This window comes from Bradyrhizobium sp. A11, assembly GCF_042077125.1.
Lineage (GTDB): Bacteria > Pseudomonadota > Alphaproteobacteria > Rhizobiales > Xanthobacteraceae > Bradyrhizobium > Bradyrhizobium japonicum_B.
Genome location: NZ_CP149509.1, coordinates 3111913 through 3133812 on the forward strand (window position 1 = coordinate 3111913; position 21900 = coordinate 3133812).

Genomic DNA, 21900 nt, shown 5'->3' on the forward strand with positions numbered 1-21900 from the left:
CCGATGTATGGTGAAACGGGCCGGAGCCGGAGCCCCCGAGGCAGGTCCTGGGGGCGGGCCGGATGTTCCAGAAGGTACGGGGCAGATGGGTATATTATTGCTATGTGCGCTGCAAGATCGCCGCACGCATGGTCGACTTACGTCGTAGACTGATCCTTAAGCCGGCCAAGGCTTTCGTGGCGTCCCAGGACGTCCAAAACCTCAAATATGCCAGGCGACGTCGTCCGTCCCGTCAGCGCCGCCCGCAAGGGCTGGGCGACCGCGCCGAGCTTGAGACTATTTTCCTCGGCAAAGGCGCGCAGCGCGGCTTCGGTGCTGGTCCCGCTCCACGTCTCGACCTGCTCCAGCGCCGCATGGAGCTGGCCGATCAGCTTGCGGTTTTCCGGCGTGAGCAGGGCTTGCGCCTTGGGATCGAGCTCCAGCGGCCGGTCGGCGAAGATGAAATAGGCGCCGTCGATCAGCTCGATCAACGTCTTGGCGCGCTCCTTCAGGGCCGGCATGGCCTTCGCGAGCTGCGCGCGCGTGGTGTCGTTTAACTTGGCCTTAAGCTCGGCCCGACCCGGCACGTGGTCGAGCACGTCCTCGAACATCTTCACGAGCGATTGATCGTCGGCGTGGCGGATATAGTGGCCGTTGAGGTTTTCCAGCTTGGCGAAATCGAAGCGGGCGGCGGCGCGGCCGACATTGGCGAGGTCGAACGCGGCGATCATCTCCTCGGTCGAGAAGATCTCCTGGTCGCCATGGCTCCAGCCGAGCCGGACGAGGTAATTGCGCAGCGCCGCCGGCAGATATCCCATGGCGCGGTAGGCATCGACCCCGAGCGCGCCGTGGCGCTTCGACAGCTTCGAGCCGTCCGGACCGTGGATCAGCGGGATGTGGGACATGCTCGGCAGCCCCCAGCCCATCGCATCGTAGATCTGCTTCTGGCGCGCGGCGTTGATCAGATGGTCGTCGCCGCGGATCACATGGGTGACGCCCATGTCGTGGTCGTCGACCACCACGGCGAGCATGTAGGTCGGGTTGCCGTCGCCGCGCAGCAGGACGAGGTCGTCGAGGTTCTCGTTTTGCCAGACCACGCGGCCCTGAACCTGATCTTCGATCACGGTCTCGCCGGTCTGCGGCGCGCGCAAGCGGATGGTCGGCTTGACGTCGCCAGGGGCGCTCGCGGGATCGCGGTCGCGCCACATGCCGTCATAGAGGCGGGTGCGGCCCTCGGCGCGGGCCTTCTCGCGCATCGCGGCGAGCTCCTCGGCACTGGCGTAGCAGCGGTAGGCCTTGCCGTCGGCGAGCAGCTGCTCGGCGACCTCGCGGTGACGCGCGGCGCGGGCGAACTGGTAGATGACCTCGCCGTCCCAGCCGAGCTCGAGCCATTTGAGACCGTCGAGAATGGCGCCGATCGCGGCTTCGGTGGAGCGCTCGCGGTCGGTGTCCTCGATCCGCAGCAGCATCTTGCCGCCGTGCTTCTTCGCATAGAGCCAGTTGAACAGCGCCGTGCGGGCGCCGCCGATATGGAGGAAGCCGGTCGGCGAGGGGGCGAAGCGGGTGACGACGGAATCGGTCATTCTTGGCAGGGCCTATGCATCGGAAGCGGTGGTGTATAGCAGGACCGGCGCATAACTAAAGCCCGACGGCGGACCTGCCGGCCCTGCTTAAGCTCTTGGCTCGGCCTCCCGAATTTGGCAGAAGGACCGCTGATTTCCCGACAGGATTTTCGTAATGACAGAACCGGTGGCAGCTGAGGTTGGGCGCGATTTCATTCGTGACATCATCCAGGCCGACCTCGATCAGGGCAAGTACAGGGAAATCGTGACCCGGTTCCCGCCGGAGCCGAACGGCTACCTGCATATCGGCCACGCCAAGTCGATCGCACTCAACTTCGGCATCGCCCAGGAGTTTCCGGGCCGCTGCCACCTGCGCTTCGACGACACCAATCCGGTCAAGGAAGAGCAGGAATACATCGATTCCATCCAGGCCGACGTGCGCTGGCTCGGCTTCGACTGGGGCAAGAACCTGTTCTTCGCCTCCGACTATTTCGACCGCCTGTACGAATGGGCCGAGCAGCTGATCCGCGACGGGCTCGCTTATGTCGACGACCAGACCCAGGAGGAGATCCGCGTCTCCCGCGGCACGCTGACCGAGCCCGGCAAGAACTCGCCGTTCCGTGACCGCAGCGTGGAGGAGAACCTCGACCTGTTCCGGCGCATGAAGGCCGGCGAATTTCCGAACGGCGCGCGCGTGCTGCGGGCCAAGATCGACATGGCCGCCGGCAACATCAACCTGCGCGATCCCGTGCTGTACCGCATCCTGCACGCGCACCATCCGCGCACCGGCACGAAGTGGAGCATCTATCCGAGCTACGATTATGCGCACGGCCAGTCGGACGCGATCGAAGGCATCACGCACTCGATCTGCACGCTGGAGTTCGAGGACCACCGGCCGCTCTACGATTGGTTCATCGAGAAGCTGCCGGTGCCGTCCAAGCCGCATCAGTACGAGTTCGCGCGCCTGAACCTCACCTACACGCTCCTGTCCAAGCGCGTGCTGACGCAGCTCGTCCGCGACGGCCATGTCGCGGGCTGGGACGATCCGCGCATGCCGACCATGGCCGGGATGCGCCGCCGCGGCGTGCCGCCGGCGGCCTTGCGCGAGTTCGTCAAGCGCATCGGCGTTGCCAAGGCCAACAGCGTCGTCGATGTCGGCATGCTGGAGTTCTGCATTCGCGAGGAGCTGAACCGCACCGCGCAGCGCCGCATGGCGGTCTTGAGGCCGCTCAAGGTCGTGATCGAGAACTACCCGGAAGGACAGACCGAGGAGCTCGAGGCGATCAATCACCCGGATGATCCCAGCGCAGGCACGCGGAAGATCACGTTCGGCCGCGAGCTCTATATCGAGCAGGACGACTTCATGGAGAACCCGCCGAAGAAGTTCTTCCGCCTGTCGCCGGGCAACGAGGTGCGGCTGCGCTACGCCTATTTCGTCAAGTGCACCGGCGTGATCAAGAACGACAAGGGCGAGGTGGTGGAGCTGCGCTGCAGCTACGATCCCGCGACCAAGGGCGGCAACGCGCCCGACGGCCGCAAGGTCAAGGCGACCATGCACTGGCTACCGGCCGCGACGTCGAAGCCTGCGGAAATCCGCATCTACAACCAGCTGTTCGCTAGTCCCAGCCCGGATGCCTCGAACTTCGCGGCCGATCTCAATCCGAACTCGCTGGAGATCCTCGCCGATGCGCGGGTCGAGGCTTCCGTTGCGGACAGCAATGCGACCGAGCCGATGCAGTTCGAGCGCCAGGGCTATTTCGTGCGCGACAAGGACTCGACGCCCGGCAAGCCGGTGTTCTCGCGCACCATCGGCCTGCGCGACACGTTCGCGAAGGAAGTGGCGAAGGGCTGAGGGACCACGATGAGCAACGAAGCCGACGCCATCGCTTCAGCCATCATCGCGAAATGGTGCGCCGGCTTCGCGACGCTCGATGCAGCGGCGCTGTCGTCGCTCTATGCGAAGAACGCATTCTTCTTCGGCTCGAATCCGAAGCTCTATCGGGGCAGGGACGGCGTCGCCGACTATTTCAACGGCCTGCCGCGCTGGCGCCAGCCGCGCGCCATGTTCTCCGACGTGAACGCAGCGCAGGCCGGCCCGGACCTGATCAACATGGCCGCGACCATCGCGTTCGATCTCGCCGGCGAGCGGGACGATCTGGTCGTCAAGATGAGCTGGGTCATCATCCGCGAGGACGGCGACTGGAAGATCGTCAATCACCACGCCTCGTCGCAGGCGCCGCTGATCTGACGCGGCTCCATCGGTTTCGTCATTACGGGCTCGCGACTTCGTCGCGCCCCGGAATGACGACTATAGTACCGTAGGTTGGGTAAAGGCGCAGCGCGCCGCGCCCACCATCTTTCGTCGCGAAACACACGGCATCGTCATTGCCGAGAGAGAACGAACGTGCCTCGTCTGCGTTGGCGTGGGTTCAACAAGGAACCCACCATGCGTAACATCGCAGAGCATATGGAAGTCATCGGCGCCGACGGCGTACATGTCGGCACGGTCGACAAGGTCGAAGGCAACCGCATCAAGCTGACCAAGAAGGACAGCGGCGAGGGCAGCCACAAGGGCCACCATCATTTCATCGACAAGGGCCTCGTCGCCGATGTCGAGGGCAACAAGGTGCGGCTGTCGGCCAAGGCGTCGGTGGCCGTGACGATGGAAGAGGAAAAGTAGGGGGCGCCTTCTCGCGTTCCTGATCTGTACCGCTATTCGCCCGGCCGCACGTTCCGGTAGCTTCAGTGCCAGTCGCGTCGCGTAAGGTGCAGGGGAATGGCGGAGCAGGGCCGGCCAGTACGCGCCCAGGGGATTGCCGGGACGTGGCCGGTCGGCCGCGCCGCACCCGCCGGCGGCCTTGTGCCGGCGGGTTTCGGCATCTGGCCCACGATTGTCGAAACGCTTCGCGGATGGGCCCGCGCCGAGGCCGGTCCCGGACGCCTGCTGCCGTGGGTGCCGGTCGCCTTTGGCGGCGGCATCGCGCTCTATTTTGCCGCCGATCATGAGCCGGTGCTGTGGGTTGTCGCGACGATGGCGGCCGCACTGCTGCTCGGCGCGATCCTGCTGCGGCGGAGCCGGCTGTTCGCGCCCGCTCTCATGATCGCGGCGGTCGCTTCCGGCTTTGCCGGGGCGACCTGGAAGACGGCGCGCGTCACCCATACCGTGCTGGCCAAGCCGCTCTATTCCGTGTCGCTGTCGGGCTTCGTCGAGACGCGCGACATCCGCGAGCGCACCGACCGCTTCGTGCTGCGCGTCACCGCCATGGAGGCGCAGCGCAGCGACGTCAGGCTCGATCGCGTCCGCCTGTCGGTGCGCAAGGGCACCGCGCCCGAGGTCGGCAGCTTCGTTCAGTTGAAAGCGCGGCTGATGCCGCCGCTCTCGCCGGTGCGCCCGGGTAGCTACGACTTCTCGCGGGATATGTTCTTTCAGGGCATCGGCGCCTCCGGCTTCGTGATGGGCGCGATCACGGCTTCGACCCCGCCGGACGCCGGCGGCCTGCGGCTGCGCTACGCCGCCTTCATGCAAGGCCTGCGCGATGCGATCGACGCGCGCATCCGCGCGACGCTCGAGGGCGACAACCGCGCGATCGCGACCGCGCTGCTCACCGGGCGGCGCGATGCGATCTCCGCGCCCGTCAACGACGCGATGTTCATCTCGGGGCTCGGGCACGTTCTCTCCATCTCCGGCTATCACATGGCGGTGGTCGCGGGCGTCGTTTTCTTCGCGGTGCGCGCGCTGCTGGCGTTGATCCCGGGCCTCACCGTCGGGTTCGCCATCAAGAAATGGTCGGCGGCCGCAGCTTTGGTGGCCGCCGCGTTCTATCTGCTGCTCTCGGGTGCCGAGGTCGCAACGCAGCGATCGTTCTTCATGACGGCGGTGGTGCTGATCGCGGTGATGGTCGACCGCCGCGCCATCACCTTCCGCACGCTGGCGGTGGCGGCGCTGATCGTGCTCGCGGTCGCGCCGGAGGCACTGGTGCATCCGAGCTTCCAGATGTCGTTTGCGGCAACGCTCGGTCTGGTGGCGCTGGTGCAGATCGGCATGCCGAACCTGCTGGCCGCGCCCGATCATTCGGCGACCGCACGCGTCGCGCTGTGGGGCGGCCGCGAGATCGCGATGTTGTTCCTGGCCTCGCTGATCGCGGGGCTTGCGACCACGCCCTATGCCGCCTTCCACTTCCATCGCGTCACGCCCTATGGCGTGCTCGCTAATCTCGGGGCGATGCCGGTGGTCTCAGTGCTGGTGATGCCAGCGGGGCTGTTGGGATTGCTCGCAGCGCCGTTCGGGCTCGATGGCGTGTTCTGGTGGCTGATGGGCCTGGGCATCGACTGGATGGTCGCGGTCTCGCGCTGGGTCGCGGCATTGCCGGGCGCGGTCGGCCGCATCCCGGCGTTCGGCATCGCGCCGCTGATCGCCGCGAGCCTCGGCATCATCCTGATGGGTCTGTTGCGCACGCCCTTGCGCTGGTGCGGTGCCGTGGTGCTGCTGGCGTCCATCGCCTGGGGCCTATCGGCACGGCAGCCTGATGTCCTGATTGCCGGGGACGGCGCCAGCGTCGCGGTGCGGGGCGGGGACGGGCGTCTGCACCTGATCAGGGCGGGCAAGGACAGTTTCCTGCTGAAGGAATGGCTGGCGGCCGACGCCGATCCGCGCGATGCCGCCAGCAGCACGTTGGCCGAGGGAGTGTCGTGCGACGAGGCCGGCTGCGTGACGCCGCTCGCCGATGGACGCCTGGTCGCGCTGGCCTCGCGCATCGAAGCGCTGGCGGACGATTGCAGCCGCGCCGCGCTGGTGGTGACGTCGCGGCCCGCGCCGCCCGATTGCGCGGCGATGGTGGTGGATCGGCAGCGGCTCGCTCGCCAGGGCGCGCTGGCGTTGACACGGCATGGCGACGGATTTGCGGTTGAGGCGGTCAAGGCGAGAGGTGCAAACCGCCCCTGGTCGCCGGCAGTCGCCGGCGAGGGCGATTTCGAAGGAGCCCTCATGCCGAAGGCGGCTCCGCGCGTCCGCGACGCAACGCCGTCGGAGGCCGATCTTCAGGCCGAGGACTGAGCTTTGATCAGCCGATCGGCAGGCGCGTGACCGGCGGCCGACTGTCGGCGATGATCTCAGGCTTGTGCTCGCGCTCGCCGACCGGCTGCGTCACCGGCAGCTGCAGCACGGTTGCGCGCTGGCCTTCGACCAGCTGAGTCACCAGCACGTATTTGCCGTCAGGAAATTCGATCGCGTCGTGATGGCGATCGGGAATGTGCGGATCGATCTTGCCGAACTTGCCGACGCGGGAGTTGACGGTGCGCGTCCAGATCCAGCGGTTGTCGTAACGGACGTTGTCGGCGAAGGCGAGCTCCGTCCCCGGCAGCAGGCAGACCGCAACGGAGAGATCGGCTTCGGAGGCGAAGCCGCGCGTCGAGGTGCCGCGGAAGGTTGTCGTGACGATCGTCTCGCCGACTTCGGCGGGACGCGTTGCGACGGCATGCAGGCTGTAGTCACACATCGGGTGCTCCTCATGCGAAGATAGCGACCCGCGTCTCGTCGAGGCGCAGGCCTCAATCAGAGTGGAAGCCTGCAACGCTCTGCTTGGTTATGGGCAAATCTGCGGCTCGCGTCCGCAGCGCGCGATCACATTATCTTTCCCGGATTCGATAGGAACAAACATCGCATCCTTGCATTTGGCCGGCGTATCGGCGCTGCCGGCACGCGCAGGGCTATCGCGTGTGGCGATGGTCACCAGCCGCCTCCACAGCGTCATGGCCGGGCTTGTCCCGGCCATCCACGCCTTCCACGCAGCACAATGAACGTGGATGCCCGGGACAAGCCCGGGCATGACGACCTCTGCAAAATTCAAATGCGATTGCCGAAGCGCGCCCGGCGCTTGATGCTCGGTATCAGTACTTCCGGTAAAGCCCGATCAGCTTGCCCTGAATCTTCACGCGGTTCGGCGGCAGGATGCGCACCTCATAAGCGGCATTGGCCGGCTCGAGTGCGATCGAGGCGCCGCGGCGGCGGAAGCGCTTGAGCGTGGCCTCCTCGTCGTCGATCAGCGCCACCACGATGTCGCCGGTATCGGCGCTCTCGTTGCGCTGGATCAGCGCCATGTCGCCGTCGAGGATGCCGGCTTCCACCATGGAATCGCCGCGCACTTCGAGCGCGTAGTGCTCGCCCGAGCCGAGCATGTCGGGCGGCACGCTGATGGTGTGGCTGCGGGTCTGCAACGCCTCGATCGGCGTGCCGGCCGCGATACGGCCCATCACGGGCACCGCCACCGGCCGCTCACCCTCGTCCATGGAGGGGCTGGAGCTCGTGCGAACCTTGCCGAGATTGCCCTCGATGACGCTCGGCGTGAAGCCGCGCCGGGCGCCGGCGGCAGCCTGGAGCTCGGGCAGCTTGATCACTTCGATGGCGCGTGCGCGGTTGGGCAGGCGGCGGATGAAGCCACGCTCCTCGAGCGCGGTGATCAGGCGGTGGATGCCCGACTTCGAGCGCAGGTCGAGCGCATCCTTCATCTCGTCGAAGGAGGGCGGCACACCGCTTTCCTTCAAACGTTCGCTGATGAACCTCAGAAGCTCGTATTGTTTGCGAGTTAACATCTCGACCAAAGTCCCCCGGTTGATGTCGTTCGATTCCGAGACGATGAGTTCAGCGATAAGTCGCTACATGCTCGAAACAAATCATGAACGGACACTATATGTTCGATACATGTTCCGCAACTGCTTAATTTACCGTGAACGGCGGCGATCTCGCGGAATGCGTGTGGCCGTGCACTCAGACGGGGAGACGCAGCACCTCGCAAGGGCTGCCCGCCTCGGCCTTCGGCGCGAACGGTGCGCGCACGAGAAGTACCTGTGCCGCAGCAAGATTCGCAAGCAGAGAGGAATCCTGATGGCTGACGGGAACGGCGACTTGCGCACCATCGTCGCGCAGTTCCAGGCGCGCGCGCAGATAATCCTCGCGCTGGTCGTTGGCGCCGAGATCCTTGCCCAGCACGGCGCGCTCGCGGCGATGATGAATCACTGAACGGCCCGACAAGGCGCGAATCAACGGCACCATGAACAGGAATGCGCACACGTAGGACGACACGGGATTGCCGGGCAGGCCGATCACGCGCATCGCTCCGAGCCGTCCGTGCATCATCGGCTTGCCGGGCCGGATCGCGATCTTCCAGAACGCCATCGAGATGCCTTCGCCCCGCAGCGCCTGCTGGACCAGATCATGGTCGCCGACCGATGCGCCGCCGGTCGTGATCAGGATGTCAGCACCGCACTCGCGGGCGCGGCGGATACCGGCGGAGGTGGCCTGCAGCGTGTCGGCGGCGACACCGAGGTCGATGGTCTCGGCGCCCTCGCTGCGGGCGAGCGCGTGCAGGGCGTAGCCGTTGGAATAGACGATCTGGCCGTGCCCGGGCGTGGTGCCCGGCCTCACCAGCTCGTCGCCGGTGGCGAGGATCGCAACCTTGGGACGGCTGCATACCGCGAGGTCGGGATGATTCATCGCCGCTGCAAGCGCGAGATCGCGCTCCGTCAGGCGGGTTCCCTTGCGCAGGAGCACGTCACCCTCGCGGAAATCGACGCCGGCCGGGCGGACGTGCCGTCCGGCGATCGCGGCTTCCTTGATGGTGACGCTGTTGCCGTCCGCGACAGTGTCCTCCTGGATCACGACCGCGTCCGCTCCGTCCGGGATGACGCCGCCGGTGAAGATCCGCACGGCTTCGCCGGCGCCAACCGCTCTCGTGAAAGGACGGCCGGCTGCGATCTCGCCGATCACCGTCAGCCGGGAATCGACCGTTGCCGCATCGGCCGCGCGCACGGCGTAGCCGTCCATCGCCGACATCGCCTGCGGCGGCTGCGTGCGGCGCGCCGCGACGTCATGCGCGAGCACGCGGTGATAGGCCTCGTCGAGCGAAACCATCTGTTCAGGCAGCGGCTCTGCACCTGCCAGCACCGCAGCAAGGGCGTCGGAAACCGGCATCAGGGCCACGGGCGAAACTCCTGCTCGCACATCGTTCAATGGGGCGGCGAGAGTTCTAGCTGACTGCAGACGCGAGGCAAAGCAGCACGCAGGATGATCTATCCTGCGTGCTCTCCGAGATCGAGCAAGTGCAAGTTCGCACACGTGATTCTAAAGGCGAAACGGCCGGCATGACCCTGGCCAACACTGAGCTGGCCAGCGCGCCCCGCTCATGTGTTCAAGGTGCCGTGGGATCGTCCGGGCTGATGTCCCATGCGACGTCGGGAGGTTTGGGGCCTTGGTCCTTGTCGGGGAGCGGATCGGCCTGCGATTTCAGGTCCGCAGCCTTGCTGATCAGCTTGGCGGAAAGCTCGGAATCCGAGGTGGTTCTGGCGAACTCAAGCAACAGAGAGGCTTGCTTGGTGAGGTAGGTTTTGCCCAGCACGTCGATCAGTCCCAATGTAGAAGTCCCAACGGACTCATGAGTCCGAAGGGTGGTATTCCGTTCCGGGAACTCTGTATAAAAATGCACAAAGGGGGCGGGTTCCACAGATTTTGTTTAGTTCCGGACGCGGTTTGCAGTGGGCTCCTTCTGATCAGGGGCCGGGATCAAATGCCCAACGCCTTCAATGCGTTCCCGACGTCGCGCGGCGATGTCACGTGCACCGCCGTCAATCCGCGCGCCCGCGCGCCCTCGATGTTCTCTTCGAGATCGTCGAAGAACACGATGCGCTCGGCCGGCACGCCGATCGCCGCGACGACATGGTCGAAAGCGTCTGCGTCCGGTTTGCGCAGGCCGATGCTGGATGACAGGTACAACTCGCGGAAATGGCCGAGCAGATCGGCATATTCCTTCGAGAAATAATCAACATGCGGCCGATTGGTGTTGGAGAAGGCGTAGAGCGGCATCTGCTTTGCCGCACGCGGCAACAGCTCGGCGATCTCAGGCATCTCGCCGGCGAAGATCGCGTTCCAGCCCTCCAGGAACTGGGCGTCCGAGATGCCGATGCCCAGTGAAGCGCGTAACGAGGCGAAATAGTCCGCGTCGCTGATCTTGCCGACCTCGTGCAGCCGGTAGGCCTCGTCGCGCACATAGCGCGCGACGATGCTTTCGGGCTGGCAGCCGGCGTGCCCCGCCCAGCAGGCGATCGCCTTGGAGAAGTCGATGTCGAGCACCACGCGCCCGAGATCGAACAGAAGCGCATCCGCGCTGCCGGGAGAGAGCGATGTCATTGCGTCCTTTTCACCTCAGGGTCGGCAGGAATCCGCAGGTCAGTAACGATAAGGCTCGTGGTCGAACAGCGGGAACGCGCTGAACACGCTCGGCGCGTTGGTGGCGGTCGCCGGATGCAGGCAGGATTTGTCGATCTCGGCAAACGAGGTGGCACCCAACAGGCCGAGGCAGCGCAGCACCTCGTCCTCCAACAGCTCCAGCATCCGCGTGATGCCGGCTTCGCCTGAGGCCGCCAGCGCCCAGCATTGCAGCCGGCCGATGCCGACGAGATCTGCGCCTGCCGCAATCGCCTTGACGATGTCGGTGCCGCGACAGATGCCGCCGTCGACCATGATCTTGGCGCGGCCCTTCACGGCCTCGACGATCTCGGGCAGCACATGCATGGCACCGCGGCCATGGTCGAGCTGGCGGCCGCCATGGTTGGAGACGTAGATCCATTCGACGCCGTGATCGACCGCGATCAGGGCGTCCTCGGCGGTGGCGATGCCCTTCAGGATCAGCGGGATCTTGTACCTGTCCTTGATCATCTTCACGGTCCGCCACTCCAGACCCTTCTGGTAATCGCCACCGGTGGCGCGCAGGCGGCTTTCGCGAACATAGCGCTTGGCGATGTCACGTTCGCGACGGCTGTAATGGGCGGTGTCGACGGTCAGGCAGAACGCGGCGTAGCCGTTCTTCTCGCTCCGGCTGACGACATCGGCGACGAAAGCATCGTCGCCGCGGACATAGAGCTGGTAGAGCCGGAGCGCGTCGGGCGCCGCCTCGGCGGTCTTCTCCAGGCCGGGCTCGGACACCGAGCTCAGCATGTGCGCCGCACCGAAGCTGCCGGCACCGCGCGCGACGCTCGCCGCACCATCCGGATCGAAGATTTCGAGCGCACCGACGGGCGCGAGCACCACCGGAAGACGCATCCTGCGGCCGAATTGCTGAACCGAGCCATCCACCTTGCGGACGTCGCGCAGCACCCGGGGGCGAAAAGCGATCTCGTCCAGCGCCATGCGGTTGCGGCGCATCGTGGTCTCGGTCTCGGCGGCGCCGACGATGTAGTCCCAGGCGTTCTGGTTGAGGTTGGCCCGCGCTTTCCGGATGAATTCGTGCAGGTTCTGGAACGGCTCGTCGCTGGCGCCGAGTTCGACGTTCCGTTCCGCCCGGATGCCGGGTGCTTCGTTCATTGTTATCCTCCCGAGAATTTGAACCCTTGTCTCATCGCCTAACCCGTCCAGCCCTGCAAAACTATCCTAGATTTGCATGGCTGCGAGGCGCGGACCGGCCTACGATTCCGCTTGCAGGTAGGCCAGTCCTGCAACGTTGCCAAAAGTTTAGGTCCGGGCGAAGCGATTTCTGCGGCGTACCCGTCGGCGTGGTATCCCGGCCTTGAAGAAACCAGATTGGTATTGTGAGAAGCGAGCTGGATCGCCAATTGCATGGCGTCTCCCATGTCTCACGAGACGAGCTCAAAGAACCGCCAAAGCAAGAAGGCAAGCCCATCCATGCGGAAATCCCTGCTGTTCCCTCTGGGCGCGCTCACCGGAGCGTGTCTCACCCTTCTTGTGGCCAGTCCGCACGGCGGTGTCTGGGCGGCACGGGCGGCGGCGAGCGCGGACGACGCCTATTCCCAGCTCAATTTGTTCGGCACGGTGTTCGAGCGCGTGAAGGCGAGCTATGTCGAGAAGCCCGACAATGCCAAACTGATCGAGGGCGCAATCACCGGCATGGTGACCTCGCTCGATCCGCATTCGCGCTACATGAATGCCAAGGCCTGGACCGAGATGCAGGAGACCACCTCCGGCGAGTTCGGCGGCCTCGGCATCGAGGTCACGATGGAGGACGGCCTCGTCAAGGTGGTCTCGCCGATCGACGATACGCCCGCCTCGAAGGCCGGCCTGATGTCGGGTGACCTCATCAGCAAGATCGACGGCGAGGCCGTGCAGGGCATGACGCTCGAGCAGGCCGTCAACAAGATGAAGGGCCCGGTCGACACCAAGACCAAGCTCACCATCCTGCGCAAGGGCGCAGACGCGCCGCTCGAAGTGGCGATCACGCGCGAGATCATCCATGTGCGCCCGGTGCGCTTCCGGGTCGAGAACGGCGACATCGGTTATATCCGCATCACCTCGTTCAACGAGCAGACCACCGACGGCCTGAAGAAGGCGATCGCCTCGATCTCCAAGCAGGTGTCGCCGGAGAAGCTCACCGGCTACGTCGTGGACCTGCGCAACAATCCGGGCGGTCTGCTCGATCAGGCGGTGTCGGTGTCGAGCGCGTTCCTGCAACGCGGCGAGGTCGTTTCGACCCGTGGCCGCAGTCCGGAGGAGACGCAGCGCTTCACCGCCCATGGCGGCGACCTCACCAAGGGCAAGCCGCTGGTGGTCTTGGTCAATGGCGGCTCGGCCTCGGCCTCGGAGATCGTGGCCGGCGCCCTGCATGACCACAAGCGCGCCACGATCATCGGCACGCGCTCGTTCGGAAAGGGCTCGGTGCAGACCATCATTCCGCTCGGGTCCGGCAACGGCGCGCTGGCGCTGACCACGGCGCGCTATTACACGCCGTCGGGCCGCTCGATCCAGGCCCAGGGCATCGCCCCCGACATCGAGATCCTGCAGGACGTGCCGCCGGAGCTGAAGGGCCGCATGGACACCATGGCGGAGTCCCAGATGCGCGGACATCTGTCGGCCGGCGAGGGTGGCGAGCAGACGGGGTCACAGTCTTACGTTCCGCCGGAAGAGAAGGACGACAAGGCGCTGCACGCGGCCTACGACTTCCTGCACGGCGTCACGGCGAACGCCGTTGCGGCGAAACGGGCATCGAAGGGCGCGGTGCCGAACTAGTCCTTGTGAAGCGACAAACGAAATCGCCCGGGAGTGCATCCGCACGTCCGGGCGTTTTCGTTTGGGGCGATCTCGGTGATCGGCAGCCCGCCGGGCTGCATCGGCACTAACCCGCCTCGCGGCGGCGGCCGCTGCGGCCTTCGCGCTGGGCCAGCCGGCTGCGATGCAGCGCGAACAGCTCCAGCATCTTGTCGGCCGGCTTTGCGGCGCTGAACAGATAGCCCTGCATCTCGGAGCAGCCGAGCGCACGCAGCAGGCGCTGCTGCTCCTCGGTCTCGACGCCCTCGGCCGTGGTGGTCATGCGGCGCGCGGCCGCCAGGTTGACGACGGCCTGGACGATGCTGGCGGAGCCGTCGGGACCGGCGATGTCGTCGACGAAGCAGCGGTCGATCTTGATCTTGTCGAACGGGAAGCGGTGCAGGTAGCTCAGCGACGAGTAACCGGTGCCGAAATCGTCGAGCGCGATGCGGACGCCGATGGCGCGGAGCTGGTGCAGGATCGCGAGCGCGGCATCGTCGTCGCGGATCAGCACTGCCTCGGTGATCTCGAGCTCGAGCCGGCTTGCCGGCAGGTTCGAGGCGGCGAGCGCCGCCATGATCTTCAGGGCCAGGGTGCCGCTCTTGAATTGCACCGGCGAGACGTTGACCGCGAGGCGGATGTCGTCGGGCCAGCTCACGGCGTCCCGGCAGGCGGTCGCCAGCACCCATTCGCCGATCTCGTTGATCAGGCCGGTATCTTCGGCGATCGGGATGAACTCCGCCGGCGAGACCATGCCGCGCTCGGGATGGCGCCAGCGCACCAGGGCCTCGCAGCCGGTGATGCGGTCGTCCTTCAGACTGAGGCAGGGCTGGTAATAGACTTCGAGGCCTCCTTCGAGGCCTCCTTGGGCGATGGCGTGGCGCAGGTCGCCTTCGAGCTGCCGGCGCTCGCGCACCTTGGCATCCATCTCCGGCTCGAAGAACCGATAGGTGCGGCGTCCGGCGGACTTGGCGGCGTACATCGCCATGTCCGCGTTCTTGAGGATCTGGTCGAGCACCGTGCCGTGTTCCGGCGCGAGCGCGATGCCGATGCTGGCGTCGGTGGTGAGATGATGGCCCATGCAGTCGAACGGCGTGCGGATGGCCGCGAACACCCGCGCGACGAGCTCGTCGACCTGGTCTCGTGACGTCACCGCGCTCTGGACCACGGCGAATTCGTCGCCGCCGAGCCGCGCCACGAAATCCGCCGGGCCCGCACAGCGGCGCAGGCTTGCGGCAACCGATTTCAACAATTCGTCGCCGACGAGGTGGCCGAGTGCGTCATTGACGCCCTTGAACTCGTCGATGTCGATATAGTGCACCGCGATCTCTTCGCCATTGCCGGCCGCGGCCAGCTCGTTGCGCAGATGCTCGTGGAACATGGCGCGGTTGGGCAGATCGGTCAGTGCGTCGTAAAGGGCGAGGTGGGTGATGCGCTCCTCGATGCGGCGGCGCTCGGTGACGTCCTCATGGGTCGCCACCCAGCCGCCGTCCGCGAGCGGCTCGTTGAGGATGTGGATGGAGCGGCCGTCGGAGGTATCGACCACCATGGAATTGCGCGTATGGATCCCCTTCAGCACGCGCGCGACGTAGGCGTCGACGTCGCCCGTGAACGAGCCGGTTGCCTTGCGATGGGCGATGATGTCGTGAAAACTGCAGCCGGGCTTCACGATTTTGCCCGACAATCCGTACATTTCGATGTAGCGCTGGTTGCAGACCACCAGCCGCTGCTCGGCGTCGAACAGCAGCAGACCCTGCGTCATGTTGTTGACGGCGCGGTCGAGCCGCTGCTTCTCCAGAGTCAGCCGCTCGCGCGAGGCGCGATGCTGCTCCAGCAGCTTGCGCACGACCGCGATCAGCACGCCTGCGATGGCGAGTGCGGAGGCGGCGGCGACCGAGACCAGCATGACGATCTGCTCGCGCCAGTCGGTCAGGGCCGCCGCACGCGTCGTGGTGGCCATCATCAGGATCGGGAAATTGGGCAATGCGCGCGAGGAGATCAGTCGATCTTCGCCGTCGATGGGGCTGGTGAAACGGCCGGCGAAATGATCGAGCCCGAAAACCCGCTGCTGTTCGAACTCACCGGTCTTGAAGTTTCGTCCCATCAATTCGCTGGAATGGGGATAACGGGCGAGCAGCGTGCCGTCGCGATGCAGCATCGAGATCGTCGCGCCTTCGCCGAGCGCGACGGAAGCGAAGAACCTTTCGAAATTGGCAGGCTCGATTCCGCGTCCGACGACGCCGAGGAATTCGCCGTTGGGCCCGACGATCCTCCGTGCCACCAAGACGGTCCAGGCACCGGAGATGCGGCTGTGCAATGGCTCGATCAAGACGTCGGGCGAATTGGGATCATACCTGAAGGTGCGAAAATAGGCGCGGTCGGCCACGTTGACCTTGGGAGCCGGCCACGTCGTCGACGAATTGATCAAGTTGCCTTCGGCATCGATGATGTTGACGCCGCCGATATAGGGCAGCGCCTCGATCTTCGAACGCAGCATCCGGTGCACGTCCTGACCGGAGAGGCGCGCGCGGAAGTCTGCGACGCTCGCGATGCCGATCGAACGGGCGTGATCGACGAAGTCTTTCTGGATGACCGCGAAATCCTGCAATTGCTGGTCGAAGTGATGGGCAAGCATCAGCACGGTGTTTTCCAGCTCGCGGCTGGAGTTGCGCAGCGCCCGGTCGCGGAAATTCTGCGCCATCAGGACGGAGCCTATGGCGATGGCCGCGATCAGCAGCGTGCCGCCCACCACCAGCCAGCGGATCGGTCCGCTGCGCACGAAGGCCTGGTCAAAGAAGCGACTGCCGAATCTCGTCTTCATGCCGATCATTGCCGCGCACACCTCAGGATCAACTTCTGGCCCTGAGAACACCCGTCGGTTTACGGGGACGGTGTGGAGGCGAAGTTAGGAAGCGAGGTTAACGAAGCATGAATTGTCGCAGGCAAAAGCAAGCGATGCGCGTCGCGGGAGCCGGGTCGCTGAAACGAGCGCGCTTCAGGCGCGGTAATGGCCGGACTTGCCGCCGAGCTTCTCGACCAGATGGATGCCTTCGATGCGCACCCCGCGCTCGACCGCCTTGATCATGTCGTAGATGGTGAGGCAGGCGACCGACACCGCGGTGAGCGCCTCCATCTCCACGCCGGTCGGTCCGGTCACCTTGACGCTGGCGCGGACGAGGCAGCCCGGCAGCTTTGCGTCGGGTTCGATGTCGACGATGACCTTCGACAGAGCGAGCGGATGGCACAGCGGGATCAGCTCCGAGGTGCGCTTGGCGGCCATGATGCCCGCGATGCGCGCGGTGCCGAGCACGTCGCCCTTCTTGGCGTTGCCGGAGACGATCAGGTCGAGCGTCGCCTTGGTCATGACGACGCGGCCTTCCGCGACCGCGAGCCGCTCGGTGGCCGGTTTGTCCGACACGTCGACCATGCGTGCCTCGCCGGAGGCGCCGATATGGGTGAGGGCGGGGCCGGCCTTCGTGTTCGAGGCCTTTGTCTTCAAGGACCTCGTCCTGGTCGTGGAAGCCTTGCGCGCCATGTCAGCGCGTACCGGTCGCGCGCGCGCCCGTCTGCCGCGCCAGCAGCGTGCGCGTCGCCGCGGTGACGTCGGCCTGCCGCATCAGGCTCTCGCCGACCAGGAAGGTCGACATGCCGACGCGCTCGAGCCGGGCGAGATCGGCGGGCGTGAAGATGCCGCTCTCGCCGACCATCAGCCGGTCCGCCGGGATCAGCGGTGCCAAGGTCTCGCTGGTCGCGAGCGTGGTCTCGAAGGTGCGAAGATTGCGGTTGTTGACCCCGATCATCGGCGAACGAAGTTTCAGCGCCCGGTCGAGCTCGGCGCGGTCGTGGATCTCGATCAGCACGTCCATGCCGTGGGCAATCGCTGCGTCCTCGAGATCCCGGGCGGTGGCATCGTCGAGCGCCGCCATGATGATCAGGATGCAATCGGCGCCGTGCGCGCGGGCCTCGACCACCTGATAGGTGTCGAACATGAAATCCTTGCGCAGCACCGGCAGGGAGGTCGCGGCGCGCGCCGCCACCATGAAGTCGAGATGGCCCTGGAACGAGGGCGCGTCGGTCAGCACCGACAGGCAGGCCGCGCCGCCCGCCTCATAGGCCCTGGCGAGCTGCGGCGGATCGAAATCGGCGCGGATCAGGCCTTTCGAGGGCGAGGCCTTCTTCACCTCCGCGATCAGCGCGTAATCGCCATTGGCGTGCTTGGCCTTGATCGCGCGCACGAAGCCGCGCGGAGCCCCTTGCGCCTTGGCCTTTGCCTCGACCGAAGACAGCGGCTGCGCGCGCTTGGCGGCGGCGATCTCCTCGCGCTTGTAGGCTTCGATCTTGGTCAGGATGTCCGACATGTCAGGCTCAGCCGTTCGAGACCGCGATCAGGTGCTTCAGGCGCATGTTCGCCGCGCCGCTGTCGAGCGACTTGGTGCCGATCGCAACGCCCTCCTTGAGGTCCTTGGCGCGCCCGGCCACGACCAGTGCGGCGGCGGCGTTCATCAAGGCCACGTCGCGATAAGCGCTCGGCTTGCCATTGAGCACGCTTTGCAGCGCGATCGCATTGGCGTCGGCATCGCCACCCCTGAGCGCGCCGGGCTCGCAGCGCGGCAGGCCGGCGTCTTCCGGCGTCACCTCGAAATTCCGGATCTCGCCGTTGTGAAGCGCGGAGACGAAGGTCGGGCCGGTGAGGGTGATCTCGTCGAGACCATCGGAGCCGTGCACCACCCATGCGGATTCGGAGCCGAGGTTCTTCAGCACCTGCGCCAGCGGCTGCACCCACTGCCTGGAGAAGACGCCGACCATCTGCCGCTTCACGCCGGCCGGATTGGAGAGCGGGCCGAGCAGATTGAAGATCGTGCGCGTCGCGAGCTCGACCCGGGTCGGGCCGACGTTCTTCATGGCGGGATGGTAGGCGGGCGCGAACATGAAGCCGATGCCGCATTCGCGCACGCAGCGGCCGACCTGCTCCGGCTTCAGGTCGATCCTGACCCCGAGCGAGGCCAGCACGTCGGCGGCGCCCGAGCGCGACGACAGCGCGCGGTTGCCGTGCTTGGCCACCGGCACGCCGGCGCCCGCGACGATGAAGGAGGCGCAGGTCGAGACGTTGACCGAGCCGGAGCCGTCGCCGCCGGTGCCGACGATGTCGACGGCGTCCGGCGGCGCCGTCACGGTCAGCATCTTGGAGCGCATCGCCGCAACCGCGCCGGTGATCTCGTCCACGGTTTCGCCGCGCACCCTGAGCGCCATCAACAGGCCGCCCATCTGCGAGGGCGTGGCCTCGCCGCTCATCATGGCGTCGAAGGCGGCAGAGGCTTCGTCACGCGACAGGCTGGCGCCGGTCGCCACTTTTCCAATGATCGATTTCAGGTCGTCCATCGCGTGCTTTCAACTCACTGGTTCGCGCCGGTCACCTGCGCGAAGGCGGCCTGATTAATGGTGGTCCCGATGTCGGTTTCAAGCTTGTTGACGTAGGAGGCGACCTGCTCCTCGGTCTGGGCCCGGTCGAGGGTCTCCTTCAGCTTCTTGACCGCGTCGGAGGCAGCGTCGACCGCGGGATCGACGATGTCGGTGACGCGGAAGACGATGACCTCGGTGCCGCCGGTCACCGGCGTCTGGCCGACGCCATCCTTGGCGGCGCGGAAGGCGGCCGCCACCACTGCTGCAGGCACGCTGGCAGGCGTATCGTCGCGCTTGAAGCCGGTCGCGGTCTCGACCTTGGCGCCGATGGCGGCGGCTTCATCGGCCAGCTTGCCGCCCGCTTCGAGCTTCTTCACCATCTCGCTCGCCTTGGCCTTGAGCTTGGTCGCGATCTGGTCCTGGCGCCAGCGCGCCTCGACCTGGTCGCGGACTTCGTCGAGATTGCGGTCGCGCGAGGGCGTGATGGCGAGCACGTCGTACCAGACATAGCCGCCCTTGTACGAGATCGAGTCGTTGTCGACGCCGACATCGGTGCTGAAGGCCTGCGACACCACGTCGAGGCCCGGCGGAATGTTGGGGACCGGCTGGCCGTTCGGGGCGCGGCCGGAGCGGTCGACGGCCTCGATGGTGACCGCGGTGAGCCCGAGCTTCTGCGCCGCCTCGATCACGCTGGCGCCGCCGCCGCGCTCGTCTTCCATCTTGTCGCGGAGATCATTGACCTTGACGCGCGCGCGCTCGATCGCGATCTCGCGCTTGATGTCGCCGCTCGCGCTGGCGTAGTCGGCCTCCTTGCCCGGCTCGATCTTGTCGACCTTGACGATGGACGTGCCGAGCGCGCCCTGGATCGGCTGGCTGATCTCGCCGGCGGGAAGCGCGAAGGCGGCTTCGCCGACCGCCGTATCCAGCGAAGATTTGCTGACGAGGCCAAGGTCGATATCGGAGGCGCTCAGCCCGCGTTCCTTGCCGAGGTCCTCGAACGACATGCCGCCGACGAGGCGCTCCCGGGCGGCCTGCGCTTCTGCGGCGTTCGGGAACACGATCTGCTGGATCTGGCGCTTCTCCGGCGTGCCGAGCCGGTCCTTGCGCTGCTCGAACACCTTCCTGGCGTCCTCGTCCGAGACTTCACTCCATTTTCCGATTTCTTCCGGCGAGACTACCACGAAGGCGATCTTGCGATATTCGGGCGCGCGGAACTGGACCTTGTGATCCTCGAAATAGGCCGCGAGCGCCTCGGGCGAGGGCGCGTCGATCTGGCCTGCCTGGGCGGCATCGAGCCTGACGAATTCAATGGCGCGCTGCTCGTTCTGGTAGCGCGTCAGCACGTCGACCATGGCCTTCGGCGGCTCGAGGCCGGCCCCGATCGTGCCAGTGATCTGCCGGCGCAGCGACACCTTGCGCTGCTCGGACACGTAGCGCTGCTCGGTATAGCCGAAATTGCGGATCAGGGCCTGGAAGCGGCTCGCATCGAAATTGCCGCCGACACCCTTGAAGTTGGGGTCGTTCATGATGACCTGGCGGATCTGCTCATCGGACTGACCGAGCCCGAGCCGGCGCGCCTCCTCGTCGAGGGCAGCTTCCGCGATGGTCTGCTGCAGCACCTGGCGGTCGAGGCCGAAGGCGCGGGCCTGGTCGGGCGTCAGCGGGCGGCCGACCTGGCGGCCGATCTGCTGCAGCCGGTCGGTATAGATCTGGCGGAACTCGTTGAGCGAAATCTCGGTGCCGCCGACCTTGGCCACCGTGGACTGCCCGAAGCCTTTGAAGATGTCGGCAATGCCCCAAACGCCGAAACTGATGATCAACACGCCCATCACCACGGCCATAATGATCTTGCCGAGCCAGTTTGATGAGGCCTTGCGCATTCCTCGAAGCATTTGGTCCAACTTGTCTGAGCAGGAGGGGAACGGGAGCGCGTCTTAATGCAGATTCCGCAAAAGCGCGTCACCAAATTGATCCATCATCATAAAGTGGCGGCTTTCCCCCCGCAACCTCGGGTCCTGCGACCGCTTACGGCTGCGGTGAAAAGCCCCAAAGCGTTTTCGAGCGAAGTGGACCCCGGTTCGCCTCTGGAAAACGCGTCAAAACAAGAATCTGGAACTGCGGCAGGTCCTCTGCTAGCGCATGCACAAACCTCATTTTGCTGGGAATTGACATGACCGACGCCATCCGCCCCCTGATCGCCGGCAATTGGAAAATGAACGGCCTGAAGGCCCAGGCTGCCGAGTTCGAGGCCATGCTCGACGGCGCGGCCGGGGTGACCGGCAAGGCCGATCTGCTGGTCTGCCCGCCCGCGACCCTGATTGCGGCCTTCGCCGAGAAGGCGCGCGGCAAGAAGGTCGCGGTCGGGGCCCAGGATTGCCATCCCAAGGCGTCCGGCGCGCATACCGGCGATATTGCCGCGGAAATGCTGGTGGATGCGGGGGCGAGCGCCATCATCGTCGGCCATTCCGAGCGCCGCGCCGATCACGGCGAGGGCGATGCCCTGATCCGCCAAAAGGCCGAGGCGGCCTGGCGCGCCGGAGCGACAGCGATCGTCTGCGTCGGCGAGACGCAGGGGCAGCGCGACGCCGGCCAGACCCTGGAGATTCTGCGCGGGCAGCTCGCGGGCTCGCTGCCCGATGGCTCGACCGCCGCGAATCTCGTCGTGGCCTATGAGCCGGTCTGGGCCATCGGCACCGGCCTGACCCCCACGGCCAAGGATGTCGAGCAGATTCATGGGTTTATTCGGGAACTCCTGACCACCAGGTTCAAGGCCGAAGGTGGCCGGATGCGCATCCTCTACGGCGGCTCCGTGAAGCCCTCGAATGCGGCCGAGCTGATGGCCGTGAGCAACGTTAACGGAGCCCTGGTCGGCGGCGCCAGCCTGAAGGCGGCCGATTTCCTTGCCATTGCCAAGGGCTGCCCCTAGCTAAGTCC

At 66.0% G+C, this 21900-nt stretch carries 19 protein-coding genes; 6 read left to right on the forward strand and 13 right to left on the reverse strand.

Going from position 1 to position 21900, the window contains the following annotated elements:
• Nucleotides 1-137 precede the first annotated feature (137 nt).
• The gene (gene gltX, locus WI560_RS14335) at nt 138-1562 is read right to left on the reverse strand and encodes a glutamate--tRNA ligase (protein ID WP_375308500.1); all 1425 of its coding nucleotides are present in this window, start codon (nt 1560-1562) and stop codon (nt 138-140) included.
• A 154-nt stretch (nt 1563-1716) separates the two neighbouring features.
• Between gltX and WI560_RS14340 the strand changes: the two genes are divergently transcribed.
• The 4 genes from WI560_RS14340 to WI560_RS14355 all read left to right on the forward strand — a co-directional run bounded on the left by WI560_RS14340 (nt 1717) and on the right by WI560_RS14355 (nt 6594).
• Nucleotides 1717-3393, forward strand: a complete 1677-nt coding sequence (locus WI560_RS14340) for a glutamine--tRNA ligase/YqeY domain fusion protein (protein WP_375308501.1) — start codon at nt 1717-1719, stop codon at nt 3391-3393.
• Nucleotides 3394-3402: 9 nt separating this feature from the next.
• Nucleotides 3403-3789 (forward strand): nuclear transport factor 2 family protein, encoded by a 387-nt coding sequence (locus WI560_RS14345; protein ID WP_375308502.1) that lies wholly within the window; start codon nt 3403-3405, stop codon nt 3787-3789.
• A gap of 198 nt (nt 3790-3987) precedes the next feature.
• A complete protein-coding gene (locus tag WI560_RS14350) occupies nt 3988-4221 on the forward strand; it encodes a DUF2171 domain-containing protein (RefSeq protein ID WP_375308503.1) in 234 nt (77 codons plus the stop codon).
• 96 nt (nt 4222-4317) lie between these two features.
• Nucleotides 4318-6594 (forward strand): ComEC/Rec2 family competence protein, encoded by a 2277-nt coding sequence (locus WI560_RS14355; RefSeq protein ID WP_375308504.1) that lies wholly within the window; start codon nt 4318-4320, stop codon nt 6592-6594.
• A 7-nt stretch (nt 6595-6601) separates the two neighbouring features.
• Here the strand turns inward: WI560_RS14355 and WI560_RS14360 are convergent, their stop codons facing one another.
• The 7 genes from WI560_RS14360 to WI560_RS14390 all read right to left on the reverse strand — a co-directional run bounded on the left by WI560_RS14360 (nt 6602) and on the right by WI560_RS14390 (nt 11892).
• Nucleotides 6602-7036 (reverse strand): hypothetical protein, encoded by a 435-nt coding sequence (locus WI560_RS14360; RefSeq protein ID WP_375308505.1) that lies wholly within the window; start codon nt 7034-7036, stop codon nt 6602-6604.
• An 87-nt stretch (nt 7037-7123) separates the two neighbouring features.
• A complete protein-coding gene (locus tag WI560_RS14365) occupies nt 7124-7270 on the reverse strand; it encodes a hypothetical protein (protein ID WP_375308506.1) in 147 nt (48 codons plus the stop codon).
• A 157-nt stretch (nt 7271-7427) separates the two neighbouring features.
• The gene (gene lexA, locus WI560_RS14370; protein ID WP_375308507.1) at nt 7428-8129 is read right to left on the reverse strand and encodes a transcriptional repressor LexA; all 702 of its coding nucleotides are present in this window, start codon (nt 8127-8129) and stop codon (nt 7428-7430) included.
• Nucleotides 8130-8304: 175 nt separating this feature from the next.
• Nucleotides 8305-9516 (reverse strand): gephyrin-like molybdotransferase Glp, encoded by a 1212-nt coding sequence (glp, locus tag WI560_RS14375; RefSeq protein WP_375308508.1) that lies wholly within the window; start codon nt 9514-9516, stop codon nt 8305-8307.
• Between the two features lie 208 nt (nt 9517-9724).
• Nucleotides 9725-9931, reverse strand: coding sequence for a hypothetical protein (locus WI560_RS14380; protein ID WP_375308842.1), 207 nt, complete (start codon nt 9929-9931; stop codon nt 9725-9727).
• Nucleotides 9932-10095: 164 nt separating this feature from the next.
• The gene (locus WI560_RS14385; protein WP_375308509.1) at nt 10096-10719 is read right to left on the reverse strand and encodes an HAD family hydrolase; all 624 of its coding nucleotides are present in this window, start codon (nt 10717-10719) and stop codon (nt 10096-10098) included.
• Nucleotides 10720-10758: 39 nt separating this feature from the next.
• A complete protein-coding gene (locus tag WI560_RS14390) occupies nt 10759-11892 on the reverse strand; it encodes an alpha-hydroxy acid oxidase (RefSeq protein WP_375308510.1) in 1134 nt (377 codons plus the stop codon).
• Nucleotides 11893-12210: 318 nt separating this feature from the next.
• Between WI560_RS14390 and WI560_RS14395 the strand changes: the two genes are divergently transcribed.
• The gene (locus tag WI560_RS14395; protein ID WP_375308511.1) at nt 12211-13548 is read left to right on the forward strand and encodes a S41 family peptidase; all 1338 of its coding nucleotides are present in this window, start codon (nt 12211-12213) and stop codon (nt 13546-13548) included.
• Nucleotides 13549-13654: 106 nt separating this feature from the next.
• Here the strand turns inward: WI560_RS14395 and WI560_RS14400 are convergent, their stop codons facing one another.
• From WI560_RS14400 to WI560_RS14420, 5 genes are all read right to left on the reverse strand, one after another.
• On the reverse strand, nt 13655-16387 hold the full coding sequence (locus WI560_RS14400; protein WP_375308512.1) for an EAL domain-containing protein: 2733 nt from the start codon (nt 16385-16387) through the stop codon (nt 13655-13657).
• Between the two features lie 174 nt (nt 16388-16561).
• The gene (gene moaC, locus WI560_RS14405; protein ID WP_375308513.1) at nt 16562-17101 is read right to left on the reverse strand and encodes a cyclic pyranopterin monophosphate synthase MoaC; all 540 of its coding nucleotides are present in this window, start codon (nt 17099-17101) and stop codon (nt 16562-16564) included.
• A gap of 1 nt (nt 17102) precedes the next feature.
• Complete coding sequence (trpC, locus tag WI560_RS14410; RefSeq protein WP_375308514.1) at nt 17103-17924, reverse strand: indole-3-glycerol phosphate synthase TrpC; 822 nt, start codon at nt 17922-17924, stop codon at nt 17103-17105.
• A 7-nt stretch (nt 17925-17931) separates the two neighbouring features.
• Complete coding sequence (gene trpD / locus WI560_RS14415; protein WP_375308515.1) at nt 17932-18945, reverse strand: anthranilate phosphoribosyltransferase; 1014 nt, start codon at nt 18943-18945, stop codon at nt 17932-17934.
• Nucleotides 18946-18959: 14 nt separating this feature from the next.
• Nucleotides 18960-20858: a SurA N-terminal domain-containing protein gene (locus WI560_RS14420; RefSeq protein WP_375308516.1), complete on the reverse strand. Its 1899-nt coding sequence runs from the start codon at nt 20856-20858 to the stop codon at nt 18960-18962.
• A gap of 278 nt (nt 20859-21136) precedes the next feature.
• Between WI560_RS14420 and tpiA the strand changes: the two genes are divergently transcribed.
• Entirely contained in the window at nt 21137-21892 is a 756-nt protein-coding gene (gene tpiA, locus WI560_RS14425) for a triose-phosphate isomerase (RefSeq protein ID WP_257194922.1), read from the forward strand.
• Nucleotides 21893-21900: the final 8 nt, after the last annotated feature.